The organism is Streptomyces sp. NPDC096046, assembly GCF_040303285.1.
GTDB lineage: Bacteria > Actinomycetota > Actinomycetes > Streptomycetales > Streptomycetaceae > Streptomyces.
The window spans coordinates 50,689-73,409 of the sequence record NZ_JBEOSZ010000008.1; the positions used below are offsets into that span (position 1 = coordinate 50,689).

Here is a 22,721-nt window from a genome sequence, read left to right on the forward strand (position 1 = left end):
GCGGCGTGCCATCATCGAGCTTCGATCGACCGAGTTGAGTCCTAGTTGGGAGGGCGCGTGGCGATGGAGGCCGGCCCTCGCGACACCGCACGAAGCACCGACCACATCACCGCCGAGCGGGATGGGGCGGAGGGTACCGACGCGCCCGAGCAGGAGGTGGACCACCTCAGCTCCGACGGGCCCGACGAGACGCAGGGCGTGACGGACGACGGTCCCGAGCCCGGCGAGATGTTCGCCGACGAGGTCGAGGTCGAGCTGCGCCCGCAGCGCCGGCTCCGCGTCTGGCAGCTGGCCCCCATCGTGAGCCTCGCGGCACTCGGCTCCCTGATGTTCGCGTTCCCGCTCGCCTTCGACTTCGGCGACAGCGGTGCCGTCATCGCCATGCTGGGTCTGCTGATCTGCTCCTGCGCGGCCGGCTGGGGCATGATGGCCGCCCGTCGCGTCGGCTGCACCTGGCCGGGGCTGCCCGCCAAGGGCTCCGGCCGCAGACCCGACTGGCGGGTCGCCCTCGCGTACGCCCTCCTCGTGGCCGTGGTGGTGGTCCTCGCCGTGTGGCGCGTGGCGCGGTTGCGCTGATCGCCGTACGGCGCGCCCGGCGAGATGCGGCGGCGCCGAGGGCTCCGGAGATGCGGGAGCACCGCCACCGGAGCGCCGAGGCGTTGTCGTGGGCACCCCTTACGATCGAGGCATGAGCACGCGGATCGCCTTCCTCAAAGGTCATGGCACGGAGAACGACTTCGTGATCGTCCCGGACCCCGAGAACGCCATAGACCTGCCCCCGGCCGCCGTCGCCGCCCTGTGCGACCGGCGCGCGGGCATCGGTGGTGACGGGCTGCTGCACGTCGTGCGGTCCGCGGCGCACCCGGAGGCCGAGAGCATGGCGGCCGAGGCGGAGTGGTTCATGGACTACCGCAACGGCGACGGCTCGATCGCCGAGATGTGCGGAAACGGCGTGCGCGTGTTCGCGCGCTACCTCCAGCGCGCCGGACACGTGACCGAGGGAGACCTCGCGGTCGCCACCCGCGGCGGCCTGAAGACCGTGCACATCGCCAAGGACGGTGACGTGACCGTGGGCATGGGCAAGGCGGTACTGCCCGACGGTGACGTCACGGTGAGTGTGGGCGAGCGCAGCTGGCCCGCGCGGAACGTCAACATGGGCAACCCGCACGCGGTCGCCTTCGTGGACGACCTGACGCACGCCGGCGACCTGCACTCCCCGCCGCCCTTCAGCCCGGCCGCCACCTACCCGGACGGTGTGAACGTCGAGTTCGTGGTCGACCGCGCTCCCGGACACGTCGCGCTGCGCGTGCACGAGCGCGGCTCCGGTGAGACCCGCTCGTGCGGTACGGGCGCGTGCGCGGTCGCCGTGGCCGCCGCCCGGCGTGACGGCGCCGACCCGACGGTCACCGGCACACCTGTGACGTACACCGTGGACGTCCCCGGCGGCACCCTGGTGATCACCGAGCGGCCCGACGGCGAGATCGAGATGACCGGCCCGGCCGTGATCGTGGCCGAGGGTGAGATCGACGCGGACTGGCTGGACGCCGCCAGGTCCGCGTGAGCCGGGGCGGGCCGTCCTGAAACACCCGCGCGCCCTCGGTCGGCCGACTCGAAACAACCGTTGCCAATCGGCCAGTTGGCGGGAATCACTCCGTGTGGGCTGTGAAGTGCAGGGGTACAAACCTCACATTCGTCCCTCGAATGGGTGATCAGTTTCACGCTCGGCGAGAGGCGGTCAGTCCGGCGTGGTGGGCTCGGTAGCATCAAGCACCGGCCCGGACGGGGGACCGAAGCCGCCCCCTGAGCCGTGTCCGCTCTGGGGCACCCCGTCCGCCGGTTGACGCAGCCGGAGGTGCCCATGAGTGCGGAGGCCACGAATTCCGTGACCCCAGGCCCGATGCCGGGCGCGGTGTCAGGACCGCTGACGCCGACAGCCCCCCGCAGAAAGGCCCGCCCCCGGATCGATCTGCGCCGCCTCGGCCGCGCGGCCCTGCTCGGCCCCGCCGCCCGCGGCCGGCTGCCCGACGCCATCGGCCACGTCGTCGAGGCCCACCGCGCCCACCACCCCGACGCGGATCTCGAGCCCTTGCGCCATGCCTACGTCCTTGCCGAGTCCTCGCACCGCGGCCAGATGCGCAAGAGCGGCGAGCCGTACATCACGCACCCGCTCGCCGTGACCTTGATCCTCGCCGAACTCGGCGCCGAAACCACGACGTTGACGGCATCCCTGCTGCACGACACCGTCGAGGACACCGACGTCACACTCGACCAGGTGCGCGACCAGTTCGGCGAGGAGGTCCGCTACCTCGTCGACGGCGTCACCAAACTGGAGAAGGTCGACTACGGCGCCGCCGCCGAGCCCGAGACCTTCCGCAAGATGCTCGTCGCCACCGGCAACGACGTCCGCGTCATGTCGATCAAACTCGCCGACCGGCTGCACAACATGCGCACCCTCGGCGTCATGCGCCCCGAGAAGCAGGAGCGCATCGCCAAGGTGACACGTGACGTGCTCATCCCGCTCGCCGAACGGCTCGGGGTCCAGGCGCTCAAGACCGAGCTGGAAGACCTGGCCTTCGCGATCCTGCATCCCGAGGAGTACGCGCACACCCGGGAGTTGATCGTCCGCAACGCGGCCCGCACGGACGATCCGCTCGCCGAGGTCGCCGACGAGGTACGCGGGGTGCTGCGCGAGGCGGACATCCAGGCCGAGGTCCTCATCAGGCCCCGCCACTTCGTCTCACTGCACCGCGTCTCCCGCAAACGCGGCCGGCTCCGCGGCTCGGACTTCGGCCGGGTCCTGGTGCTGGTGAACGAGGACGCCGACTGTTACGGAGTGCTGGGTGAACTGCACACGTGTATGACCCCGGTGGTCTCGGAGTTCAAGGACTTCATCGCCGTACCGAAGTTCAACCTCTACCAGTCGCTGCACACGGCCGTGGCGCGCGAGGACGGGCAGGTCGTCGAGGTCCTCATCCGCACGCACCAGATGCACAAGGTCGCCGAGGCCGGCGTCGTCGCCCTCGGCAATCCGTACGCACCGGCTCCCGACGACCCGGCCGACGGCGAGCGCGTCGACCCCACCCGCCCGGGCTGGCTCTCCCGGCTCCTCGACTGGCAGGAGGCGGCCCCGGACCCCGACCACTTCTGGTCGACCCTGCGCGAGGACCTCGCCCAGGACCGCGAGATCACCGTCTTCCGGCCGGACGGCGGCACCATCGGCCTGCCCGAGGGGGCGAGCTGTGTGGACGCCGCGTACGCGCAGTACGGCGAGGACGCGCACGCCTGCATCGGCGCACGGGTGAACGGCCGTCTGGCGACGCTGAGCACCGTCCTGAAGGACGGTGACACCGTCCAGCTGCTCATGGGCCAGGACCCGGCGTCGGAGCCCTCCCGGGAGTGGCTGGAGCACGCCCACACGCCCGCGGCCCGGATCGCCATCCAGCGGTGGCTGGCCGCCCATCCGGCGCAGGCCGAGTCCCAGCAGAGCGAGGTGCGGATCGACGAGGACCGGACAGCCCTCCGGCCCGCCGACGTGCCCGAGCCGGTCGCGCCCCTCGAGCAGCCCGCCGACCGCCCCGCCACCGGCCACGTCCTCACCGACCGGCCCGGCGCGAGCGTCCGTCTCGCCCGATGCTGTACACCCGTACCGCCCGACGAGATCACCGGCTTCACCGTGCGCGGGGGCGCGGTCACCGTGCACCGCGTGGAGTGCGCCGTGGTGGCGCGTATGAAGGACGGGGGGCGTGCGGAGGTCGGCGTGGGCTGGGGTGAGGCCGCCGAGTGCCGGGTCACACTGGTCGCCGAATCGTTCGTCCGTCCCCATCTGCTGGCCGATCTCACCGAAGCCATGGCCTCAGAGGGCGCCGAGATCGTCTCGGCGACCGTCGAGCCCCCCACTCAGCAGCAGGTGCGGCACACGTACACCGTCCAGCTCCCGGACGCGGACCATCTGCCCGCCCTGATGCGCGCGATGCGCGATGTGGCCGGGGTGTACGACGTCAGCCGGGCGCAGTCCCCACCGCAACCACAGAACGGCTGACCGGGCCGGGCCGCAGCCGCGGTTCGCAGATGGCCTGCCCTGGGCCGCAGCCGCAGCCGCAGCCGCAGCCGCAGAGCGGTGGACCGGGCCGGGCCGCAGCCGCGGTTCGCAGAAACGGCTGACACCGGCCGGCCCGCAGCCGCGAAGGGCACCCGAGCCCGGCCGCCGGACGGTCCTCCGGACGGCGGGAACCGGCACCCGGCGCAGGTCGCCGTCCCCGGTTCGGGTGGGACGGAAGCGTGCCGCCCCCGCCGCTCGCCCGCGTGCTGGTAGCCGTGAGGCATGCTCCTGACCCCCCACAGCCAGGCCACCACTACCCCCCGCCGTCGCCGGATCGCCGCCGCCCTGCTCACCTCGGCCATCTCCGTCTGCCTCGTCGCCGCCGGCACCCCCGCCGTCCCGCTCGGCGTCGGCGACCGCCTCTTCCCTCACCTCGGGAACCCCGGTTACGACGTGGCGGCGTACGACCTCTCCTTCACCTACCCGGGCAGCAACAGCGAGCCGCTGCGGGCCGTCACCACCATCGACGCCTGGACCACCGCCGACATGGACCGCGTCAACCTGGACTTCGCTCACGGCACGGTCGAGTCGGTGGAGGTCGACGGCGAGCCCGCGCAGTTCCGCACCGCCGGCGAGGATCTGGTGATCACGCCCGAGGGCGCGGTGCCGGACGGCAACTGGATGCGGATCACCGTGCGGCACACCAGTGATCCCGTGCCCGCCGAGGGCCGCGAGGGCGGCTGGGTGCGCACCGCGGACGGCCTGGCCATGGCCAACCAGGCCGATGCCGCGCACCTGGTCTTCCCGTGCAACGACCACCCCTCCGACAAGGCGATGTTCACCATCCGGGTCACCGCACCCGACGGTCACACCGCCGTCGCCAACGGTCTGTCCGCCGGAGTGGAGAAGTCCGGCGGGACGACGACGTGGACGTACCGCAGTCAGCACCCGATGGCCACCGAGCTCACCCAGGTCTCCATCGGCCGCTCCACGGTGCTGCACCGCACCGGCCCGCACGCGCTGCCCGTGCGGGATGTCGTCCCGACCACGCACCGCAAGGCCCTCGAACCCTGGCTGGAGAAGACACCCGGCCAGATCGCCTGGATGGAGAGAAAGGTCGGCCGCTACCCCTTCGAGACGTACGGCCTGCTCATGGCCGACGTCTCCACCGGCTTCGAACTGGAGACCCAGACGCTCTCCCTCTTCGAGCGGGAACTCTTCACCGAGCCGGTCCACCCCCCGTGGTACGTCGAGTCGATCATGGTCCATGAACTGGCCCACCAGTGGTTCGGCAACAGTGTCAGCCCTCGCACCTGGTCCGATCTGTGGCTCAACGAGGGGCACGCCACCTGGTACGAGGCGCTGTACGCCGAGGAGCAGGCCGACAAGCCGATGCGGGACCGGATGAAGGCCGCGTACGGGGCCTCCGACCGCTGGCGCGCCGCCGGCGGGCCGCCCGCCGCACCCAAGGCACCCGACCCCGCCCGCAAGACGAGCATCTTCCGGCCCAACGTCTACGACGGCGCAGCCCTCGTCCTGTACGCCCTGCGCCAGGAGATCGGCCGCCCGGCGTTCGAACGCCTCGAACGCACCTGGGTCACCCGGCACCAGGACGCCACGGCCACGACGGAGGACTTCGTCCGGCTCGCCGCCGAGATCTCCGGGCGCAACCTGGACGGCTTCTTCCAGGACTGGTTGTACGGCGAGAAGACTCCGCCGATGCCGGGGCACCCGGACTGGAAGCCGGAGACGCCGGCGAAACCGCAGGCCCCGGACAGGGCCAGGGCGGCGAGGACGCCGACCCGATAACACGATGACGAGACGCCCCGTGCCGTGCGAACATCTTCAGGTCGGCGCGGTGCGGGTGTGGCCGAGGGCAGGGGCCGAACCCGGCTTCACGGCCGCACGGGGAATCTCCCGGGCCGCCCGTGCGTTGCAGACAATGAACGGCTTCCCATCTACGTAAGGATCCAATGACCTCCTCTTCTTCCTTTTCCCAGGACACCAAGCGCTTCGCGCACAGCCACCCCGAGGGTCTTCGGGCCGATGCCCTGATGGAAGAGGACGTCGCCTGGAGCCACGAGATCGACGGAGAGCGGGACGGCGACCAGTTCGACCGCTCCGACCGCGCGGCCCTGCGGCGTGTGGTGGGCCTCTCCACCGAGCTCGAGGACGTCACCGAGGTCGAGTACCGCCAGCTCCGTCTGGAGCGGGTCGTCCTCGTCGGTGTATGGACCTCGGGAACCGTGCAGGACGCGGAGAACTCCCTCGCGGAGCTCGCCGCCCTCGCGGAGACGGCCGGCGCGATGGTGCTCGACGGTGTCACCCAGCGTCGCGACAAGCCCGACGCGGCCACCTTCATCGGCTCCGGCAAGGCCGAGGAGCTGCGGGACATCGTCGTCGAGACGGGCGCGGACACCGTCATCTGCGACGGTGAGCTCAGCCCGGGCCAGCTCATCCACCTCGAGGACGTCGTCAAGGTCAAGGTCATCGACCGGACGGCCCTCATCCTGGACATCTTCGCCCAGCACGCCAAGTCCCGAGAGGGCAAGGCGCAGGTCGCACTCGCGCAGATGCAGTACATGCTGCCGCGACTGCGCGGCTGGGGTCAGTCGCTGTCCCGGCAGATGGGCGGCGGCAAGGGCGGCGGCCTCGCCACCCGTGGTCCCGGTGAGACCAAGATCGAGACGGACCGGCGCCGCATCCGCGAGAAGATGGCGAAGATGCGCCGGGAGATCGCGGAGATGAAGACCGGCCGCGAGATCAAGCGCCAGGAGCGCAAGCGCCACAAGGTGCCGTCCGTGGCCATCGCGGGCTACACCAACGCCGGCAAGTCCTCGCTGCTCAACCGACTCACGGGCGCGGGCGTGCTGGTGGAGAACGCCCTGTTCGCCACCCTCGACCCGACCGTGCGCCGGGCCGAGACGCCGAGCGGACGGCTGTACACGCTGGCCGACACGGTCGGTTTTGTACGCCACCTGCCCCACCACCTGGTGGAGGCGTTCCGCTCCACCATGGAGGAGGTCGGCGAGTCCGACCTGATCCTGCACGTGGTGGACGGTTCGCACCCGTTCCCGGAGGAGCAGCTGGCCGCCGTGCGCGAGGTGATCAGGGACGTCGGGGCCAACGGCGTACCCGAGATCGTCGTGATCAACAAGGCCGACGCGGCCGACCCGCTCACCCTGCAGCGGCTGCTGCGCGTCGAGAAGCGGTCCCTGGCCGTCTCGGCCCGCACCGGCCAGGGCATCGAGAAGCTGCTCGCTCTCATCGACAACGAGCTGCCGCGTCCGTCGGTCGAGATCGAGGCGCTGGTGCCGTACACGCACGGCAAGCTGGTCGCCCGTGCCCACGACGAGGGTGAGGTGATCTCCGAGGAGCACACCCCGGAGGGCACCCTGCTCAAGGTGCGGGTGCACGAGGAACTGGCGGCGGAACTCGCACCGCACGTTCCGGCGCCGGCGCTCTGAGCCTGATCGGAGCGTGCGACTCGTGTGACGCGAGAAGGCCCGCCCCCTGTCACCTTCCGTTCGAGTGGTCGTCGCGACACCCCACTCCAGGGGGATGCGGTGGACTTCGAGATCCGGGAGATCCGGACCGCTCAGGGGCGGAAGAAGCCACTGCGTGAGCGGGGGACACACTTTCCTGCTCACGCAGCAGGGGCTGAGCAACAACCAGGCGTGTCGGATCGTCGGATCAACGCCCAGACGGCCGCCGGTGGCGTAAACGGCCGCCGCCCGACCGCAAGCCAGAAGGCGGCACCTCCGGTTCGGCCGGCGGTGCCGTCTTCTGGCACGTCCAGGCACCTGCGCGCACAGGCCGCGTCCGGCGCAAGCCCCGCCGCCAGGCCCAGCGGCGTCAGCACGCTCCGCCACCGATAGTCATGATCAGCGAGGGTCCTGCCGAGGCAGCTGACCGAGCAGTGCTCGGCCACTGAGAGGGCGACCTGATCATCGGCAAGGACGGGGCCGGGGTCTCCGCGATCGACACGCTCGTCGAACGCGCCATCGGCTACGTGATGCTTCTGCACCTGCCCAACGGCCGGGCAGCGAACTGGTCCGCGCGCCCTGGTCGAGACGGCTGGACTGCGAAGCTCCAGCCGAGCCTCTGTCCAGGCTTCTTGCGGCGTGAGGCGAGCGGAGAAAACCCGCTCGCCGAGCCACTGCCGTCAAGGTTGGATACAGCCCATGGACCTCGATCTGAGCCTCGGAGATGACCTGCACGCGCACCTCCTGTCCGTGACGACGCAGCGCTGCTGGGCGAAGCCACCCATCGGGAGACGGCACGATCCTTCGTCCTTCCAGCGGTCGACGTCGATCCCGTGATCCTTGAGCCTGCGCGCGAGGTCCGCCGGGATCCCGACCTTGCCGCCGCCGTCCGCGGCGGCCCGGGAGGAGGTGGCGTCGGGCTTGTCGCTCGCCGGGTCGGCCGAGCCGCCACAAGCGGTCGCGGTGAGCGTCAGGGCGGCAACGACCCGGCTGCGGCGAGAACGGCGCGCCGTCCGCGCCTCGTTGCGGGCGTACGTGTGGAACACATGGTGCGATGACCCCCGATGGTGCGTGTGCACGTGGCGCGTGTGTCTGTGGTGCGTCTGCGCAGGGTGCCGACGCCGGTTCCTGACGCATGCATGCCATGGGCGTGCGGGCACCCGCCGGCCCCGCGCCGCCCCACTACGCCGCGGAGTTGAGGGCGTACCGGGGGTGGGGCGGTGAAGGTTCCGAGGGGTGCGCCGGGTGCGCCACCTCACCGACGCCGCTGTTCAGCCGGCCGTCACCGACCGGCGAACTTCTTGCTGACCGAGTCGTACACGCCCTTGGCCACATCGCCCAGACGAGGCCCGGCCAGCCAGCCCGACGTCACCGGGCCGATCGAGGTGTTCGACACCAGCGCCGGGTTGCCGTCCGCACTTGTCGCCACCCAGCCACCGCCGGACGATCCACCGGTCATGGTGCAGCCGATGCGGTACATCGTGGGATCCGACGCGGTGACCGACAGCCGTCCGGGCCGGTCCTGGCACCGGTACAGCTTCTGCCCGTCGTAGGGCCGAGCGGCCGGGTAGCCGATCGCCGTGACGCTCTTCACCCGCGGTACCGCGGGCGCCTTGAAGTCGACCGGCAGTGCGGAACCGACGATCTCCTCCAGCGACTTGCCGCCGCTGCCCTTCTCCGGCGTCACATGGATGACCGCGAAGTCGTACGGCGCGCCGTCGCCGCCCGTCGAACCCCCCTGTTCGATCCACTGGTCCGAGGTCTGCGCCCAGTCGCCCCACCAGACACCGTAGGGAGCGACGTCCTCGCGGGTGGCGTTCTCCAGCTCCTCCATCGGCTTGCCGTCGTCGTTGTACGACGGCACGAACGCGATGTTGCGGTACCAGCCGCCCTTCTTGCCCGCGTGCACACAATGGCCCGCAGTCCACACCAGGTTGGACTTGCCCGGGTGCGCCGGGTCCTTCACCACCGTCGCCGAGCAGACGGCCGAGCCCGCGGGGGAGTCGAAGAACACCTTCCCGGCCGTGGCGTCGTTGGCGTGGTATGACGGCGGCACGGCCTGCGCCTCGACCGGCTCCGGCGTCGGGTCGGTCACGCCCCGGTCACCGGAGAGGTCGCCCGCGTCGACACCCTGGTCGGGCTCCTCGGCCTCCCGCATGCGGTCCGGGTTCCAGAGGCCCTCGATGATCGGGTTGATGTATTCGTTGGCCTCGCGCAGCCAGTCGTCCCGGTCCCAGTTCTTCCAGGCGCCGTTCTTCCACTGGTCGATGTCGATCCCGTGCTCGCGGAGCCGGTCCCTGAGGTCGGCCGGGATCCTGAACTTGCCGTCGTCGGAGGCCGTGGCGGACGCGGAGGCCTCACCGTCCGCAGTGGCGTCGCCGGAATCGCAGGCCGTGGCGGTGAGCGCGAGCACCGAGGCGAGGGCCACGGCGGCCAGTACGGGGGAGTTCCTGCGGCGCGCCCTCCCCTTTCGACCGATGGCGGACCGCGGCCGTGTGGATCGCATGATCTGACTCCCCCTGATGTGGAACGAACGTGGACGAACCGGTGCGTGGGCCCCGACTCCCGCTGACACTCGGGACGTTCGGGCCGGCTCACGGTGTCCGGGAACGGCACCACACACTATGCGGTGGCTGTGGGGGCGCTCCGACGGATCCGCAACAGTTCCGTTACGGAAAGGATCTTGAGGCAACCCGTAACCCGGTGAGTGATCCGCGGTTGGTAGCGGTGGGGAGCCTGCTGTCTGTGCGCGGTCTCCTGTGCCCGTGCCCAGTGGAAGGTCAGGGAAGTCGTGGCGGAATCCACCCAGGGGAGTTGTGCGTCAGAGGAGGCCGTTGTGGGGCGTACGCAGGTGACACACCCGGGTGGGGCCGGTGACGCCGTGGCCGCCGCGCTCCCCGCGGCACGTGCGACGTACGAGGGAGTCCCGCGCCGCCAGGCCGCACGCGAATCCGCCGCCCGGACCTACGCCCGTGCCCTGCCGATCGTGCCGGTCCGGGCCCGAGGGCTGACCATCGAGGGCGCGGACGGCCGCCGCTATCTGGACTGCCTCTCCGGTGCCGGCACACTCGCCCTCGGACACAACCACCCGGTCGTTCTGGAGGCCATCCGCAAGGTCCTCGACTCCGGCGCACCCCTGAGCGCTGTCGATGTGGCGACACCCGTCAAAGACGCCTTCCTCGCCGAACTGTTCCGCACCCTGCCGCCGGGACTCGCCGACCGGGCGCGCGTACAGTTCTGCGGACCGGCCGACAGCGAAGCCGTCGAGACCGCCTTGGCGTTGGTCCGCGCGGCGACCGGGCGAAGCGGTCTCCTGGCCTTCACGGGCGCCGGTCGGGGAAGGACCATCGGGGCTATCGAGGCCGCGTCCGTGCACCCCCGTGACGCGTGGGCCACCGGCCTGCCCTATCCGCAGGACTACCGATGCCCCTTCGGTATCGGAGGAGAGCACGGTGCCGAGCTCGCCGCCCGTTGGACCGAATCCCTCCTCGGCGCCCCCGGGACCGCTGTGCCGTTGCCCGGCGGGATGATCGTCGAGCCCGTCGAGTACGAGGGCGGAGTGATCCCCGCACCGGACTCCTGGCTGCGGCGCATGCGACAGATCACCGCCGACCGGTCCCTCCCTCTGATCGCCGACGAGATCCAGACGGGGGTGGGCCGGACCGGCGCCTTCTGGGCGGTGGAGCACAGCGGCGTGACCCCCGACGTGATGGTCCTCTCCAAAGCCATCGGCGGCAGCCTGCCGCTGTCCGTCGTCGTCTACCGCGACGACCTCCACACCGGGGAACCGGGCACTCCTGTGGACGCCTACCAGGGCAATCAACTCGCCATGGCCGCCGGCACGGCGACCCTCGCCCATGTCCGCCAGAACGCCCTCGCCGGACGGGCGGCGACCCTGGGGGCGCGCATGCTGGGACAACTCCAGGACCTCGTGACCGAGTTCCCGTGCGTGGGGGACGTGCGGGGGAGGGGCCTGATGATCGGGCTTGAGCTGGTGGATCCGGAGCGGCAGCCCGAGGGGCCGTGCGCGGACGCGGGCGCAGAGGCAGGCGCGGGGGCGTCGGTGATGCCGGGCAGCGGGCCCCTGGCCCTTCCCGCGGCTCCCGGATTCGCCACCGCGGTCCAGCAGGAGTGCCTGCGGCGCGGCCTCATCGTGGGACTCGGGGGCCGTCACGCGAGCGTCGTGCAACTGCTGCCTCCCCTGACCATCACCGATGAACAAGCGGCCGCTGTAGTGGACCGTCTGGCCGACGCGGTCCGTGCGGTCGCCCGCTGTCGCGGGGATGGCACGGCAGCCGCACCGTGAACACGGTGAGCCTCTCCGGCGTGACAACCCAGGACCGCCGGGACCTCCCCCGCCAACGCTCCTCTACGCCCAGACCAGGCCGCCCGCCCACCGGCGTCGGCTGCCTGTGAGGCACCCGGGTGCCTGGGCGTCACAAGCCCGCACCTCACCTCCTTCGCACCCCCGGCCGCCGGGTGAGGCCCCTCGGCTCGCATCTCCCAACCGCTTCATCCGACCCCCACGAGGACCTGCCTTGAACGCCACCCCCGACCCCGACGACCACGCGCCGACGCCGGGACAAGGCTCCCCCGGCACCCGGACCCCGGGGTCGCCACCGCACCCGGGTCTCCCTCGTCAGCGGCCGGTTGCGCGACCGGCCGGGGGGCTGCGTACAGGCCAGGGCAACGACCCTCTGGAACACGCCGATCCGCACACCGTCGCCCAGGCCGCCGGCGTGGAGAACCTGCTCCGCTGCTGGACGCGTGAGACCGACCAGCCCGCCCCGGTAGACGGCGTCCTCCACATCCCCCTTCCCGCCAGCGGCACCGCCCTCCTCGCCCCGGTCCGCTACTGGTCTCCGACGGGCTGGCACCGCTTCGGCCCTGCCCGTCTCGCGGGTGCTCCCGCGCACGCCTCACCGGCCGACGCCGTCACGATCGCTGCGCTGCTCGCCAGGGAGACCTCCGCAGGCGGCTCCCCCACCAGCCGCACCCCCGGCCCCGGCCCCGGACGCACGGACACTCCCAGCTCGCCCGACGCCGACGGCTGTCACGGCGCGGAACTCGTAGCGGATGTCGCCGACTCGCTTCGACGTGTCGCCCGCTTCGTCACCGACCGTCGGGAATGCTCGGCCGACAGCCTCGACCTCTTCCTCTCCGCGGAACAGGCACTCGCCCTCGGGCACCCCCTGCACCCCGCCCCGAAGAGCCGCGAGGGCCTCTCCGACGCTGAAGCACTGCGGTACTCGCCCGAGTCACGCGGGTCCTTCCCGCTGCACTGGATGGCTGTCGCACCCTCCGTCCTCGCCACCGACTCCTCCTGGACCGAACGCGGCCGCCCTGTCGACGCACCCCGGCTCACCGCCCGCCTGGCCGGGACCGGACCGGCACTGCCGGACGGGTATGCCCTGTTGCCCCTGCACCCCTGGCAGGCCCACGAGATCCGGCACCGCCCGGAGGCCGCTGCCCTGCTCGACAGCGGACTGCTCCATGACCTCGGGGCCCATGGCGCTCCCTGGCACCCCACCTCCTCCGTACGCACCGTCTACCGCGCCCATGCCCCGGCGATGCTCAAGCTCTCGCTGGGCCTGCGCATCACCAACTCCCGCCGAGAGAACCTCCGTAAGGAGCTCCACCGCGGCGTCGAGGTCCACCGCCTGCTCCGCGGCGGCCTCGCCCGGCAGTGGCGGACCGCGCACCCGGACTTCGACATCGTCAGGGACCCGGCGTGGCTCGCCGTCGACACCGAGGGCGGCGACCCGGTGCCCGGACTGGACGTGGTGATCCGCCACAACCCGTTCAGCCCTTCGGACGATGTCTCCTGCGTCGCCGGACTCGTCTCGCCGCACCCACGCTCCCCGGCGCCGCTGCAGGGCGCACCGGGGCGCCCAGCTCGGCACGGTTCGACCCCGCGGTCCCGGCTGGCCGAAGTGGTCACGTCTCTCTCCCGCCGCACCGGCCGACCCCGCGGCGCCGTCGCCGCCGAGTGGTTCCTGCGGTACCTCGAGCACGTCGTGCGCCCCGTCCTGTGGCTGGACGGCGAGGCCGGCATCGCCCTGGAAGCGCACCAGCAGAACACCCTGCTCCTGCTGGACGAGGACGGCTGGCCCACAGGCGGCCGTTACCGAGACAACCAGGGGTACTACTTCCGCGAGTCCCGGCGTGCGGACCTCGGTGCCCGGCTGCCCGGCATCGGGGAGCGGAGCGATACGTTCGTCGGCGACGAGGTCACCGACGAGCGACTCGTGTACTACCTGGCGGTCAACAACGTGCTCGGCCTGATCGGAGCGTTCGGCTCCCAGGGGCTGGCCGATGAGCGGCTGCTGCTCGCCGCCTTCCGGCGCTTCCTCCAGAACGTGGCCTCCGGTCCGGCCCGGTTGCGCACCTCGCTGCCCGGGCGGCTGCTCGACTCACCCGTCCTGCGCTGCAAGGCCAACCTGCTGACCCGGCTGCACGGCCTCGACGAACTCGTCGGCCCGGTCGACACCCAGTCCGTCTATGTCACCATCGCCAACCCCCTGCACTGCTGATTCCTCTGATCGTCCCCTGCGCCCACGACTGACCTCCTTCATCCCTGAGGACATGCCCCCTCTGTTCCGAGAGGAGCGTTCGGTGCCTCCTGCCGACCCGATCACCGAGAGCGGATTCGCCGTCCCTCGCACGGCCGACGTAACCCCCGGCGCCGGTGCCGAGTCATATGCTGCCTCCGACGCCAGGCCGAGCGCCGCATACGAGGCTGAGTCAGGTGCCTGGACCGGTGCCGCTGCGGAGTCCGGCGCATACGCCCGAATCGGCACAGGAACGTGCCCAGGTGGCCTCGCCGCTGCCGACGGCGTCGGTCGCGTCGACTCCCGCGGCGGAACCCACGCGGATCCCAGTGAGCCCGAGGCGGATGGGCACGGCGAGGACACCGTGGATCTGAGGCTCGCCGACGAGCTCATCGCTCTCGCCGTGAAAGACCCGCTCGACGGCCACACGGCTCCGAGGCGGGACCAAGGCACGACGCAGCGGGTTCCTCGGTCGGAGTCTGGTGGCGCGGTCGGCGCCGGGGGCCTCGGTCGGAGCCCGGCCGTTCCGTCGGTGCCCGCAGTCTCCACCGCCGCGACCCGTGACCCGTGCCGACCCTCCTTCGTCCCGCGGCACGAGGATCTCCTCGACCATGTCGCCGACTGGGGCCCGGTCGACACACCAGCGGGCGTGTTCCACCTCGTCCCCGCACGCCTCGAACGGGACCTCCCGCTCATCAGCCGCTGGATGAACGACCCCGCCACCGCAGCGTTCTGGGAGCTGTCCGGACCGCGGTCCGTGACCGAGGGCCATCTGTGCGCCCAGCTCGCCGGTGACGGGCGCAGCGTGCCGTGCATCGGTGTGCTGGACGGAGCCCCGATGAGCTATTGGGAGATCTACCGGGCGGATCTGGACCCGCTGGCCCATCACTACCCCGCCCGGCCTCACGACACGGGAGTCCACCTCCTGGTCGGCCCGATCGCCGACCGCGGACGCGGTCTCGGTGGTCTGCTGCTGCGGACCGTGGCCGATCTCGTTCTCGCGCGGCGGCCCTCCTGCGCACGCGTCATCGCCGAACCCGACATTCGCAACACCCCCTCCATCGCCGCCTTCCTGACCGCCGGCTTCCGGTTCTCCGCCGAGATCGACCTGCCTGCCAAGCGGGTCGGTCTCATGGTGCGAGACCGGTCTCTTCGGCATGTGTCATAGCGCTCTGTGATTGCGCCGCTACTGATCGAACGCGGCCCGTGCCTCCGCAGTTCCCACCCGCGACCCCAATGTTCCGGCAGCTCCGTCTCGGCCTCGCTCAGGCAGCAGCAGCCCGGCCCCACCCCCCGAGGAGCCCAGCTCTTGATCCCGTCCCCCGCCCCCGCCTTGCTCGCCCGTTTGTCAGTGCAAGGTCGTAGGGTGGTCGGGCTATGACGAAGCCCTCACTCCCCGAACTCCTGCACGCTGCCGTCACTGCCGTCGGCGGTACGGAGCGCCCCGGTCAGGTGGCCATGGCCGAAGCCGTCGAGGAGGCGATCGACGACGGCTCCCACCTGCTGGTCCAGGCCGGTACTGGTACCGGCAAGTCGCTGGGTTACCTGGTGCCCGCGCTCGCGCACGGGGAGCGCGTGGTCGTCGCGACCGCCACCCTGGCCCTGCAGCGCCAGCTGGTGGAGCGTGACCTGCCGAGAACGGTCGAGTCGCTGCACCCGCTGCTGCGCCGCCGCCCCGAGTTCGCGATGCTGAAGGGCCGGTCGAACTACCTCTGTCTGCACCGGCTGCACGAGGGTGTCCCGCAGGACGAGGAAGAGGGTCTGTTCGACCAGTTCGAGGCCGCCGCACCCACCAGCAAGCTGGGTCAGGACCTGCTGCGGGTGCGCGACTGGGCCGACGAGACCGAGACCGGCGACCGTGACGACCTCACGCCCGGAATCTCGGACCGTGCCTGGGCCCAGGTGTCGGTGTCGTCGAGGGAATGTCTGGGCGCATCGAAGTGCGCGTACGGCGCGGAGTGTTTCGCCGAGATGGCCCGCGAGCGGGCGAAGCTCGCCGAGGTCGTGGTCACCAACCACGCGTTGCTCGCGATCGATGCCATCGAGGGCGCCCCGGTTCTCCCGCAGCACGAGGTGCTGATCGTCGACGAGGCGCACGAATTGGTCTCCCGGGTCACCGGAGTCGCCACGGGCGAACTCACCCCCGGCCAGGTCAACCGCGCGGTGCGCCGAGCCGCGAAACTCGTCAACGAGAAGGCCGCGGACCAGCTCCAGACCGCCGCCGAGGGTTTCGAGCGATTGATGGAGCTGGCGCTGCCGGGCCGCCTCGAAGAGATCCCGGATGATCTCGGGTACGCCCTCATGGCGCTGCGTGACGCGTGCCGTACCGTCATCTCCGCGATCGGAACGACCCGCGACAAGTCCGTTCAGGACGAGGACGCCGTCCGCAAGCAGGCCCTCGCCTCCGTGGAGAACGTGCACGACGTGGCGGAGCGGATCACGAACGGCTCCGAGTGGGACGTGGTCTGGTACGAGCGCCACGACCGCTTCGGTGCCTCCCTGCGCGTCGCCCCCATGTCCGTCTCCGGGCTGTTGCGGGAGAAGCTCTTCGCGGACCGTTCCGTGGTCCTGACGTCCGCGACACTGAAGCTGGGTGGCGACTTCAACGGAGTGGGCGCCTCCCTGGGGCTTGCCCCCGAGGGCACCGAGGGTGACGACGTACCGAAGTGGAAGGGCATCGACGTCGGCTCCCCCTTCGATTACCGCAAGCAGGGCATTCTCTATGTCGCCAAGCATCTGGCCCGCCCGGCGCGGGACGGCGACCGCGCCGACATGCTGGACGAGCTCACAGAACTGATCCAGGCGGCGGGCGGCCGCACCCTCGGCCTGTTCTCGTCGATGCGGGGCGCCCAACTGGCCGCCGAGGAGCTGCGTTCCCGGATCCCCGAGTTCCCGATCCTCCTCCAGGGCGAGGAGACGCTGGGCGAGCTCATCAAGAACTTCTCCGCCGATCCGAAGACCTGTCTCTTCGGCACCCTGTCGCTCTGGCAGGGCGTGGATGTCCCGGGGCCCAGCTGCCAGCTGGTCGTCATGGACAAGATCCCGTTCCCGCGCCCGGACGACCCGCTGATGAGCGCCAGGCAGAAGGCCGTCGAGGATGCGGGCGGCAATGGCTTCATGGCGGTCGCCGCCACGCACGCCGCGCTCCTCATGGCCCAGGGCGCCGGCCGCCTCGTGAGGGCGTCGGGTGACCGCGGTGTGGTCGCCGTACTGGACCAGCGTCTCGCGACGGCCCGGTACGGCAGCTATCTGAAGGCATCACTGCCCGACTTCTGGTTCACCACGGACCGCAACCAGGTGCGCAAGTCGCTGGCGGCGATCGACGCGGTCGCCAGGCAGGCGGACGACGTCTGAGGCGCGCGGCTGCCAGGCAGGCGGAAGGCGGATGAAGGTGCGGGGGAGGCTTGCGGAGCAGGAGCCAGACGCCGCCTTGCCTGCGCCGCCCTTTCGGTTGACGCGTCCGGCACTCGCCTCCAGACAGCGCAGGGCCCCGGAACCGGCGCAGGGGTTCCGGGGCCCGGTCTGAGGGCGGCCTCGCGGGCCGCCGGACGCGGCGCGCGCTGTCAGACGCGCCGCAGGACGGCCACCACCTTGCCGAGGATGGTCGCGTCGTCGCCGGGGATGGGCTCATAGGCCGCGTTGTGCGGCAGGAGCCAGACGTGCCCGTCCTCGCGCTTGAAGCGCTTGACGGTGGCTTCGCCGTCGAGCATCGCGGCCACGATGTCGCCGTTCTCGGCGACCGGCTGGCGGCGCACCGTGACCCAGTCGCCGTCGCAGATGGCGGCCTCGATCATCGAGTCACCGACGACCTTCAGGACGAACAGCTCGCCGTCGCCCACGAGCTGGCGGGGGAGGGGGAAGACGTCCTCGACGGACTCCTCGGCGAGGATCGGGCCGCCGGCGGCGATCCGGCCGACCAGCGGCACGTACGACGCGGCCGGCTTGCCCGCGGTGTCCGTGGGCTGCACCGACGCCGCCTGGTCGGACCCGCGCACCTCGTAGGCGCGAGGGCGGTGCGGGTCACGGCGCAGGAAGCCCTTGCGCTCCAAGGCCATCAGCTGATGTGCGACGGAGGAGGTGCTGGAGAGGCCGACGGCCTGACCGATCTCCCGCATCGACGGCGGGTAGCCGCGTCGCTGCACGGAGTCCCTGATGACCTCGATCACGCGGCGCTGGCGATCGGTGAGTCCCGAGCTGTCCGCCCGGATGCCGGGAGGTCGGCCCGGCAGGGCGCGCTTGTGCCCCTCAGGGTTCGTGGCTTCGTTCATCGCATGCACCGGCTCCAGTCGGCCCTGGGAGCGGTCCTGGGCAGTAATGGCGGCACTGTCTGCGGTGGTGGTCACGTCGGCCCCTCTCGATGGTCTCCCTGCTGGACAACGGTAGTTGCTTTCGAAAGGTTGCGCCAAACACACGTTCGAGTGAAAAATCGCGAATCATCGGACGCGATCGTGTGTCCGGGTGTATTGGCGGCCGCGCCACCTGGCGGGCAAAAGGGCCCATTGCTGTACTCTTCACCGCCGGGGTGATCGCTCGTGGACTGGTGCCCCAGTCTGCCATCCGCCATTCCCCCGGCCTGGGATCAGCCCCCATCTGTGCGGGAGTCCCACGTCCCCTCCTCGCGGCGACCACGGTATCTCCGCATGTGCCGCGGCGATACGGCCGTGCCGAAACGGACACGGCGGTATCCGGCTGGGGAGCCGCTCGCGGCGGTGTCTGTGCGGGTGTGCGGGTCCCGTGCGGCGCGGCCTGCCGTGTGCCACCTGTCCCTCCGTGCGCGACACGCGCTAACGGGCCTGGATGTATGAGCCAATCCCCACATCTAGTGGTTGGATTGCATCAGCAGCCCAGAAGTTGTGGTCCCCCGGGTCTTGAGGCCCATGGTCATCGCCTATGCTGGGGGCTGCTTCGTGGGGCGCAAGAGGTCCGGCGAGGCTATTGAGTCCGCTGTGAGGAGGGTTGGGAGTTCATGCACTGCCCCTTCTGCAGGCACCCCGACAGCCGTGTCGTCGACAGCCGTACGACCGACGACGGCACGTCGATCCGCAGGCGCCGCCAGTGCCCCGACTGCTCCCGTCGTTTCACGACCGTGGAGACGTGCTCGCTCATGGTGGTGAAGCGGTCCGGCGTCACCGAGCCCTTCAGCCGTACGAAGATCATCAATGGGGTGCGCAAGGCGTGCCAGGGACGGCCCGTCACCGAGGACGCGCTGGCTCAGCTCGGCCAGCGGGTCGAGGAGGCGGTGCGGGCCACCGGAAGCGCCGAGCTGACCACCCACGACGTGGGGCTGGCCATACTCGGCCCGTTGCAGGAGCTCGATCTCGTCGCCTACCTGCGGTTCGCCTCGGTCTATCGGGCCTTCGACTCGCTCGACGACTTCGAGGCGGCCATCGAGGAGCTCAGGGCCCAGACGGGGCAATCCGACGCGGATGGCGGAGGCCGTGAGGACGCGGCTGCGCGGAGCCGGGAAGACGAACGCGGGCGCGCAGGGGCGGACCACGTCCCCGAGCCTGCGGGCGCCGCCGACTGACAGGCGGGCCGGATCCGGAAGGCAGCTCCGGGGCCGGCCGGACGGCGGCGATGTGAAGACCCGTTGCGGGCGACGTGAGTGGGTGCCCGCAACACCAGACAGAACACCGTGCCACGGGAACAACGGGGCACTTCAGGGCGTTTTCGCCCGTATCAGGGAGGCGGCATGACAGAGACGGCGAGCGGTCCGGCACGGAGTTCCCGCGCCAAGAGCGCCAAGGCGAGCAAGGGCCTGCGTATCGAGCGCATCCACACCACGCCTGGGGTTCACCCCTATGACGAGGTGGCCTGGGAGCGCCGTGACGTCGTCATGACCAACTGGCGCGACGGCTCGGTCAATTTCGAGCAGCGTGGCGTCGAGTTCCCCGACTTCTGGTCGGTGAACGCGGTCAACATCGTCACCAGCAAGTACTTCCGCGGTGCCGTCGGCACCCCGCAGCGCGAGGTGAGCCTCAAGCAGCTCATCGACCGCATCGTGAAGACGTACCGGAAGGCCGGTGAGGACTACAAGTACTTCGCCTCGCCCGCCGACGCCGAGATCTTCGAGCACGAGCTCGCGTACGCCCTCCTGCACCAGATCTTCAGCTTCAACAGCCCCGTCTGGTTCAACGTCGGCACGCCCCAGCCGCAGCAGGTCTCCGCCTGCTTCATCCTGTCCGTCGACGACTCCATGGAGTCGATCCTCGACTGGTACAAGGAAGAGGGCATGATCTTCAAGGGCGGCTCCGGCGCAGGCCTGAACCTCTCCCGGATCCGCTCCTCCAAGGAACTGCTCTCCTCCGGCGGCAACGCCTCCGGCCCGGTCTCCTTCATGCGCGGTGCCGACGCCTCCGCAGGAACGATCAAGTCCGGTGGCGCCACCCGCCGCGCCGCCAAGATGGTCATCCTCGACGTCGACCACCCCGACATCGAGGACTTCATCGAGACCAAGGTGAAGGAAGAGGAGAAGATCCGCGCCCTGCGTGACGCGGGCTTCGACATGGACCTGGGCGGCGACGACATCACGTCCGTCCAGTACCAGAACGCCAACAACTCGGTCCGTGTGAACGACACGTTCATGAAGGCCGTCGAGCAGGGTGGCACGTTCGGCCTGACGTCCCGCATGACCGGTGAGGTCATCGAAGAGGTCGACGCCAAGTCGCTGTTCCGCAAGATGGCCGAGGCCGCCTGGGCGTGTGCCGATCCCGGCATCCAGTACGACGACACCATCAACCACTGGCACACCTGCCCGGAGTCCGGCCGTATCAACGGCTCGAACCCCTGCAGCGAGTACATGCACCTGGACAACACGTCCTGCAACCTCGCCTCGCTGAACCTGATGAAGTTCCTGAAGGACGATGGCAAGGGCAACCAGTCCTTCGAGGTCGAGCGCTTCGCCAAGGTCGTCGAGCTCGTCATCACCGCGATGGACATCTCCATCTGCTTCGCGGACTTCCCGACCCAGAAGATCGGCGAGAACACGCGCGCGTTCCGCCAGCTCGGCATCGGTTACGCCAACCTCGGCGCCCTGCTGATGGCGACCGGCCATGCGTACGACTCCGACGGCGGCCGTGCGCTCGCCGGCGCCATCACCTCCCTGATGACCGGCACGTCGTACCGGCGCTCCGCCGAACTCGCCGCGGTCGTCGGCCCGTACGACGGCTACGCCCGCAATGCGCAGCCCCACCTGCGGGTCATGAGGCAGCACTCCGACGCCAACACCGAGGCGGTCCGCATGGACGACCTCGACACGCCGATCTGGGCCGCCGCCACGGAGGCCTGGCAGGACGTGCTGCGCCTCGGCGAGAAGAACGGTTTCCGTAACTCGCAGGCGTCTGTCATCGCCCCGACCGGAACCATCGGTCTGGCGATGTCCTGCGACACCACCGGCCTGGAGCCCGACCTCGCCCTGGTCAAGTTCAAGAAGCTGGTCGGCGGCGGCTCGATGCAGATCGTCAACGGCACCGTCCCGCAGGCCCTGCGCCGCCTGGGCTACCAGGAGGAGCAGATCGAGGCGATCGTCGCCCACATCGCCGAGCACGGCAATGTCATCGACGCCCCCGGCCTCAAGCACGAGCACTACGAGGTGTTCGACTGCGCCATGGGCGAGCGTTCCATCTCCGCGATGGGCCACGTCCGCATGATGGCCGCGATCCAGCCGTGGATTTCGGGCGCCCTGTCCAAGACGGTCAACCTGCCGGAGTCGGCGACCGTCGAGGACGTCGAGGAGGTCTACTTCGAGGCCTGGAAGATGGGCGTCAAGGCGCTCGCCATCTACCGCGACAACTGCAAGGTCGGCCAGCCCCTCTCCGCGAAGACCAAGGAGAAGGAGAAGGCCGAGGTCACGGAGAAGGCCGAGGCCACCATCCGTGAGACGGTCGAGAAGGTCGTCGAGTACCGCCCCGTCCGCAAGCGCCTCCCGAAGGGACGTCCCGGCATCACCACGTCCTTCACCGTCGGCGGCGCCGAGGGCTACATGACCGCCAACTCCTACCCGGACGACGGTCTCGGCGAGGTCTTCCTGAAGATGTCCAAGCAGGGCTCGACCCTCGCGGGCATGATGGACGCCTTCTCCATCGCGGTCTCCGTCGGCCTCCAGTACGGCGTGCCGCTGGAGACGTACGTCTCGAAGTTCACCAACATGCGCTTCGAGCCGGCCGGTATGACGGACGACCCGGACGTGCGGATGGCGCAGTCGATCGTCGACTACATCTTCCGCCGCCTGGCGCTGGACTTTCTGCCCTTCGAGACGCGCTCCGCGCTCGGCATCCACTCCGCCGAGGAGCGTCAGCGTCACCTCGAGACCGGTTCCTACGAGCCGTCCGAGGACGAGGTCGACGTCGAGGGCCTGGCGCAGTCGGCGCCGCGCGCCCAGGAACTGAAGGCCGTCGCCACCCCGAAGGCCGAAGTCGAGGCCGCCAAGCCGGCCCCGCAGCAGGCCCACACCAGCGCCGAGCTGGTCGAGATGCAGCTCGGCATTCAGGCCGACGCCCCGCTGTGCTTCTCCTGCGGTACGAAGATGCAGCGCGCCGGTTCCTGCTACATCTGCGAGGGTTGCGGCTCGACCAGCGGTTGCAGCTGACCCCGAGCGCCTGAGCCGATGACGGAGGGGCACCGCCCGCGGGCGGTGCCCCTCTCGTC

Annotated in this window: 13 protein-coding genes and 1 pseudogene; 12 read left to right on the top strand and 2 right to left on the bottom strand. The window is 70.6% G+C overall.

Going from position 1 to position 22,721, the window contains the following annotated elements:
• Positions 1-63 precede the first annotated feature (63 nt).
• From ABTX62_RS09705 to ABTX62_RS09730, 6 genes and pseudogenes are all read left to right on the top strand, one after another.
• A complete protein-coding gene (locus tag ABTX62_RS09705) occupies positions 64-576 on the top strand; it encodes a hypothetical protein (RefSeq protein WP_352115771.1) in 513 nt (170 codons plus the stop codon).
• Positions 577-688: 112 nt separating this feature from the next.
• Positions 689-1,561, top strand: a complete 873-nt coding sequence (gene dapF, locus ABTX62_RS09710) for a diaminopimelate epimerase (protein WP_352115646.1) — start codon at positions 689-691, stop codon at positions 1,559-1,561.
• Positions 1,562-1,858: 297 nt separating this feature from the next.
• A complete protein-coding gene (locus tag ABTX62_RS09715) occupies positions 1,859-4,039 on the top strand; it encodes a RelA/SpoT family protein (protein WP_352115647.1) in 2,181 nt (726 codons plus the stop codon).
• Positions 4,040-4,321: 282 nt separating this feature from the next.
• The gene (locus ABTX62_RS09720) at positions 4,322-5,848 is read left to right on the top strand and encodes a M1 family metallopeptidase (protein ID WP_352115648.1); all 1,527 of its coding nucleotides are present in this window, start codon (positions 4,322-4,324) and stop codon (positions 5,846-5,848) included.
• A 164-nt stretch (positions 5,849-6,012) separates the two neighbouring features.
• The gene (hflX, locus tag ABTX62_RS09725; RefSeq protein WP_352115649.1) at positions 6,013-7,506 is read left to right on the top strand and encodes a GTPase HflX; all 1,494 of its coding nucleotides are present in this window, start codon (positions 6,013-6,015) and stop codon (positions 7,504-7,506) included.
• Between the two features lie 341 nt (positions 7,507-7,847).
• Positions 7,848-8,087, top strand: a pseudogene (locus ABTX62_RS09730) (IS30 family transposase); the annotation flags it as partial.
• A 719-nt stretch (positions 8,088-8,806) separates the two neighbouring features.
• Here ABTX62_RS09730 and ABTX62_RS09740 read toward each other — a convergent pair.
• A complete protein-coding gene (locus ABTX62_RS09740) occupies positions 8,807-10,030 on the bottom strand; it encodes a trypsin-like serine peptidase (protein ID WP_352115650.1) in 1,224 nt (407 codons plus the stop codon).
• 330 nt (positions 10,031-10,360) lie between these two features.
• Here ABTX62_RS09740 and ABTX62_RS09745 point away from each other — a divergent pair, with 330 nt between their 5' ends.
• From ABTX62_RS09745 to ABTX62_RS09760, 4 genes are all read left to right on the top strand, one after another.
• Positions 10,361-11,830: an aminotransferase class III-fold pyridoxal phosphate-dependent enzyme gene (locus ABTX62_RS09745; RefSeq protein ID WP_502997929.1), complete on the top strand. Its 1,470-nt coding sequence runs from the start codon at positions 10,361-10,363 to the stop codon at positions 11,828-11,830.
• A gap of 232 nt (positions 11,831-12,062) precedes the next feature.
• Positions 12,063-14,057: an IucA/IucC family protein gene (locus ABTX62_RS09750; RefSeq protein WP_502997930.1), complete on the top strand. Its 1,995-nt coding sequence runs from the start codon at positions 12,063-12,065 to the stop codon at positions 14,055-14,057.
• A gap of 259 nt (positions 14,058-14,316) precedes the next feature.
• Positions 14,317-15,243: a GNAT family N-acetyltransferase gene (locus ABTX62_RS09755; protein ID WP_502997933.1), complete on the top strand. Its 927-nt coding sequence runs from the start codon at positions 14,317-14,319 to the stop codon at positions 15,241-15,243.
• 209 nt (positions 15,244-15,452) lie between these two features.
• Entirely contained in the window at positions 15,453-17,429 is a 1,977-nt protein-coding gene (locus tag ABTX62_RS09760; RefSeq protein WP_352115652.1) for an ATP-dependent DNA helicase, read from the top strand.
• 209 nt (positions 17,430-17,638) lie between these two features.
• On the opposite strand, the gene lexA is transcribed toward ABTX62_RS09760, so the two are convergent.
• Positions 17,639-18,418, bottom strand: a complete 780-nt coding sequence (gene lexA, locus ABTX62_RS09765; RefSeq protein ID WP_352115653.1) for a transcriptional repressor LexA — start codon at positions 18,416-18,418, stop codon at positions 17,639-17,641.
• 623 nt (positions 18,419-19,041) lie between these two features.
• Between lexA and nrdR the strand changes: the two genes are divergently transcribed.
• Positions 19,042-19,602 carry a transcriptional regulator NrdR gene (nrdR, locus tag ABTX62_RS09770; RefSeq protein WP_352115654.1) on the top strand — a complete coding sequence of 187 codons (561 nt, stop codon included), beginning with the start codon at positions 19,042-19,044 and terminating at the stop codon, positions 19,600-19,602.
• Between the two features lie 165 nt (positions 19,603-19,767).
• Positions 19,768-22,662: a vitamin B12-dependent ribonucleotide reductase gene (locus tag ABTX62_RS09775; protein ID WP_352115655.1), complete on the top strand. Its 2,895-nt coding sequence runs from the start codon at positions 19,768-19,770 to the stop codon at positions 22,660-22,662.
• Positions 22,663-22,721 lie beyond the last annotated feature (59 nt).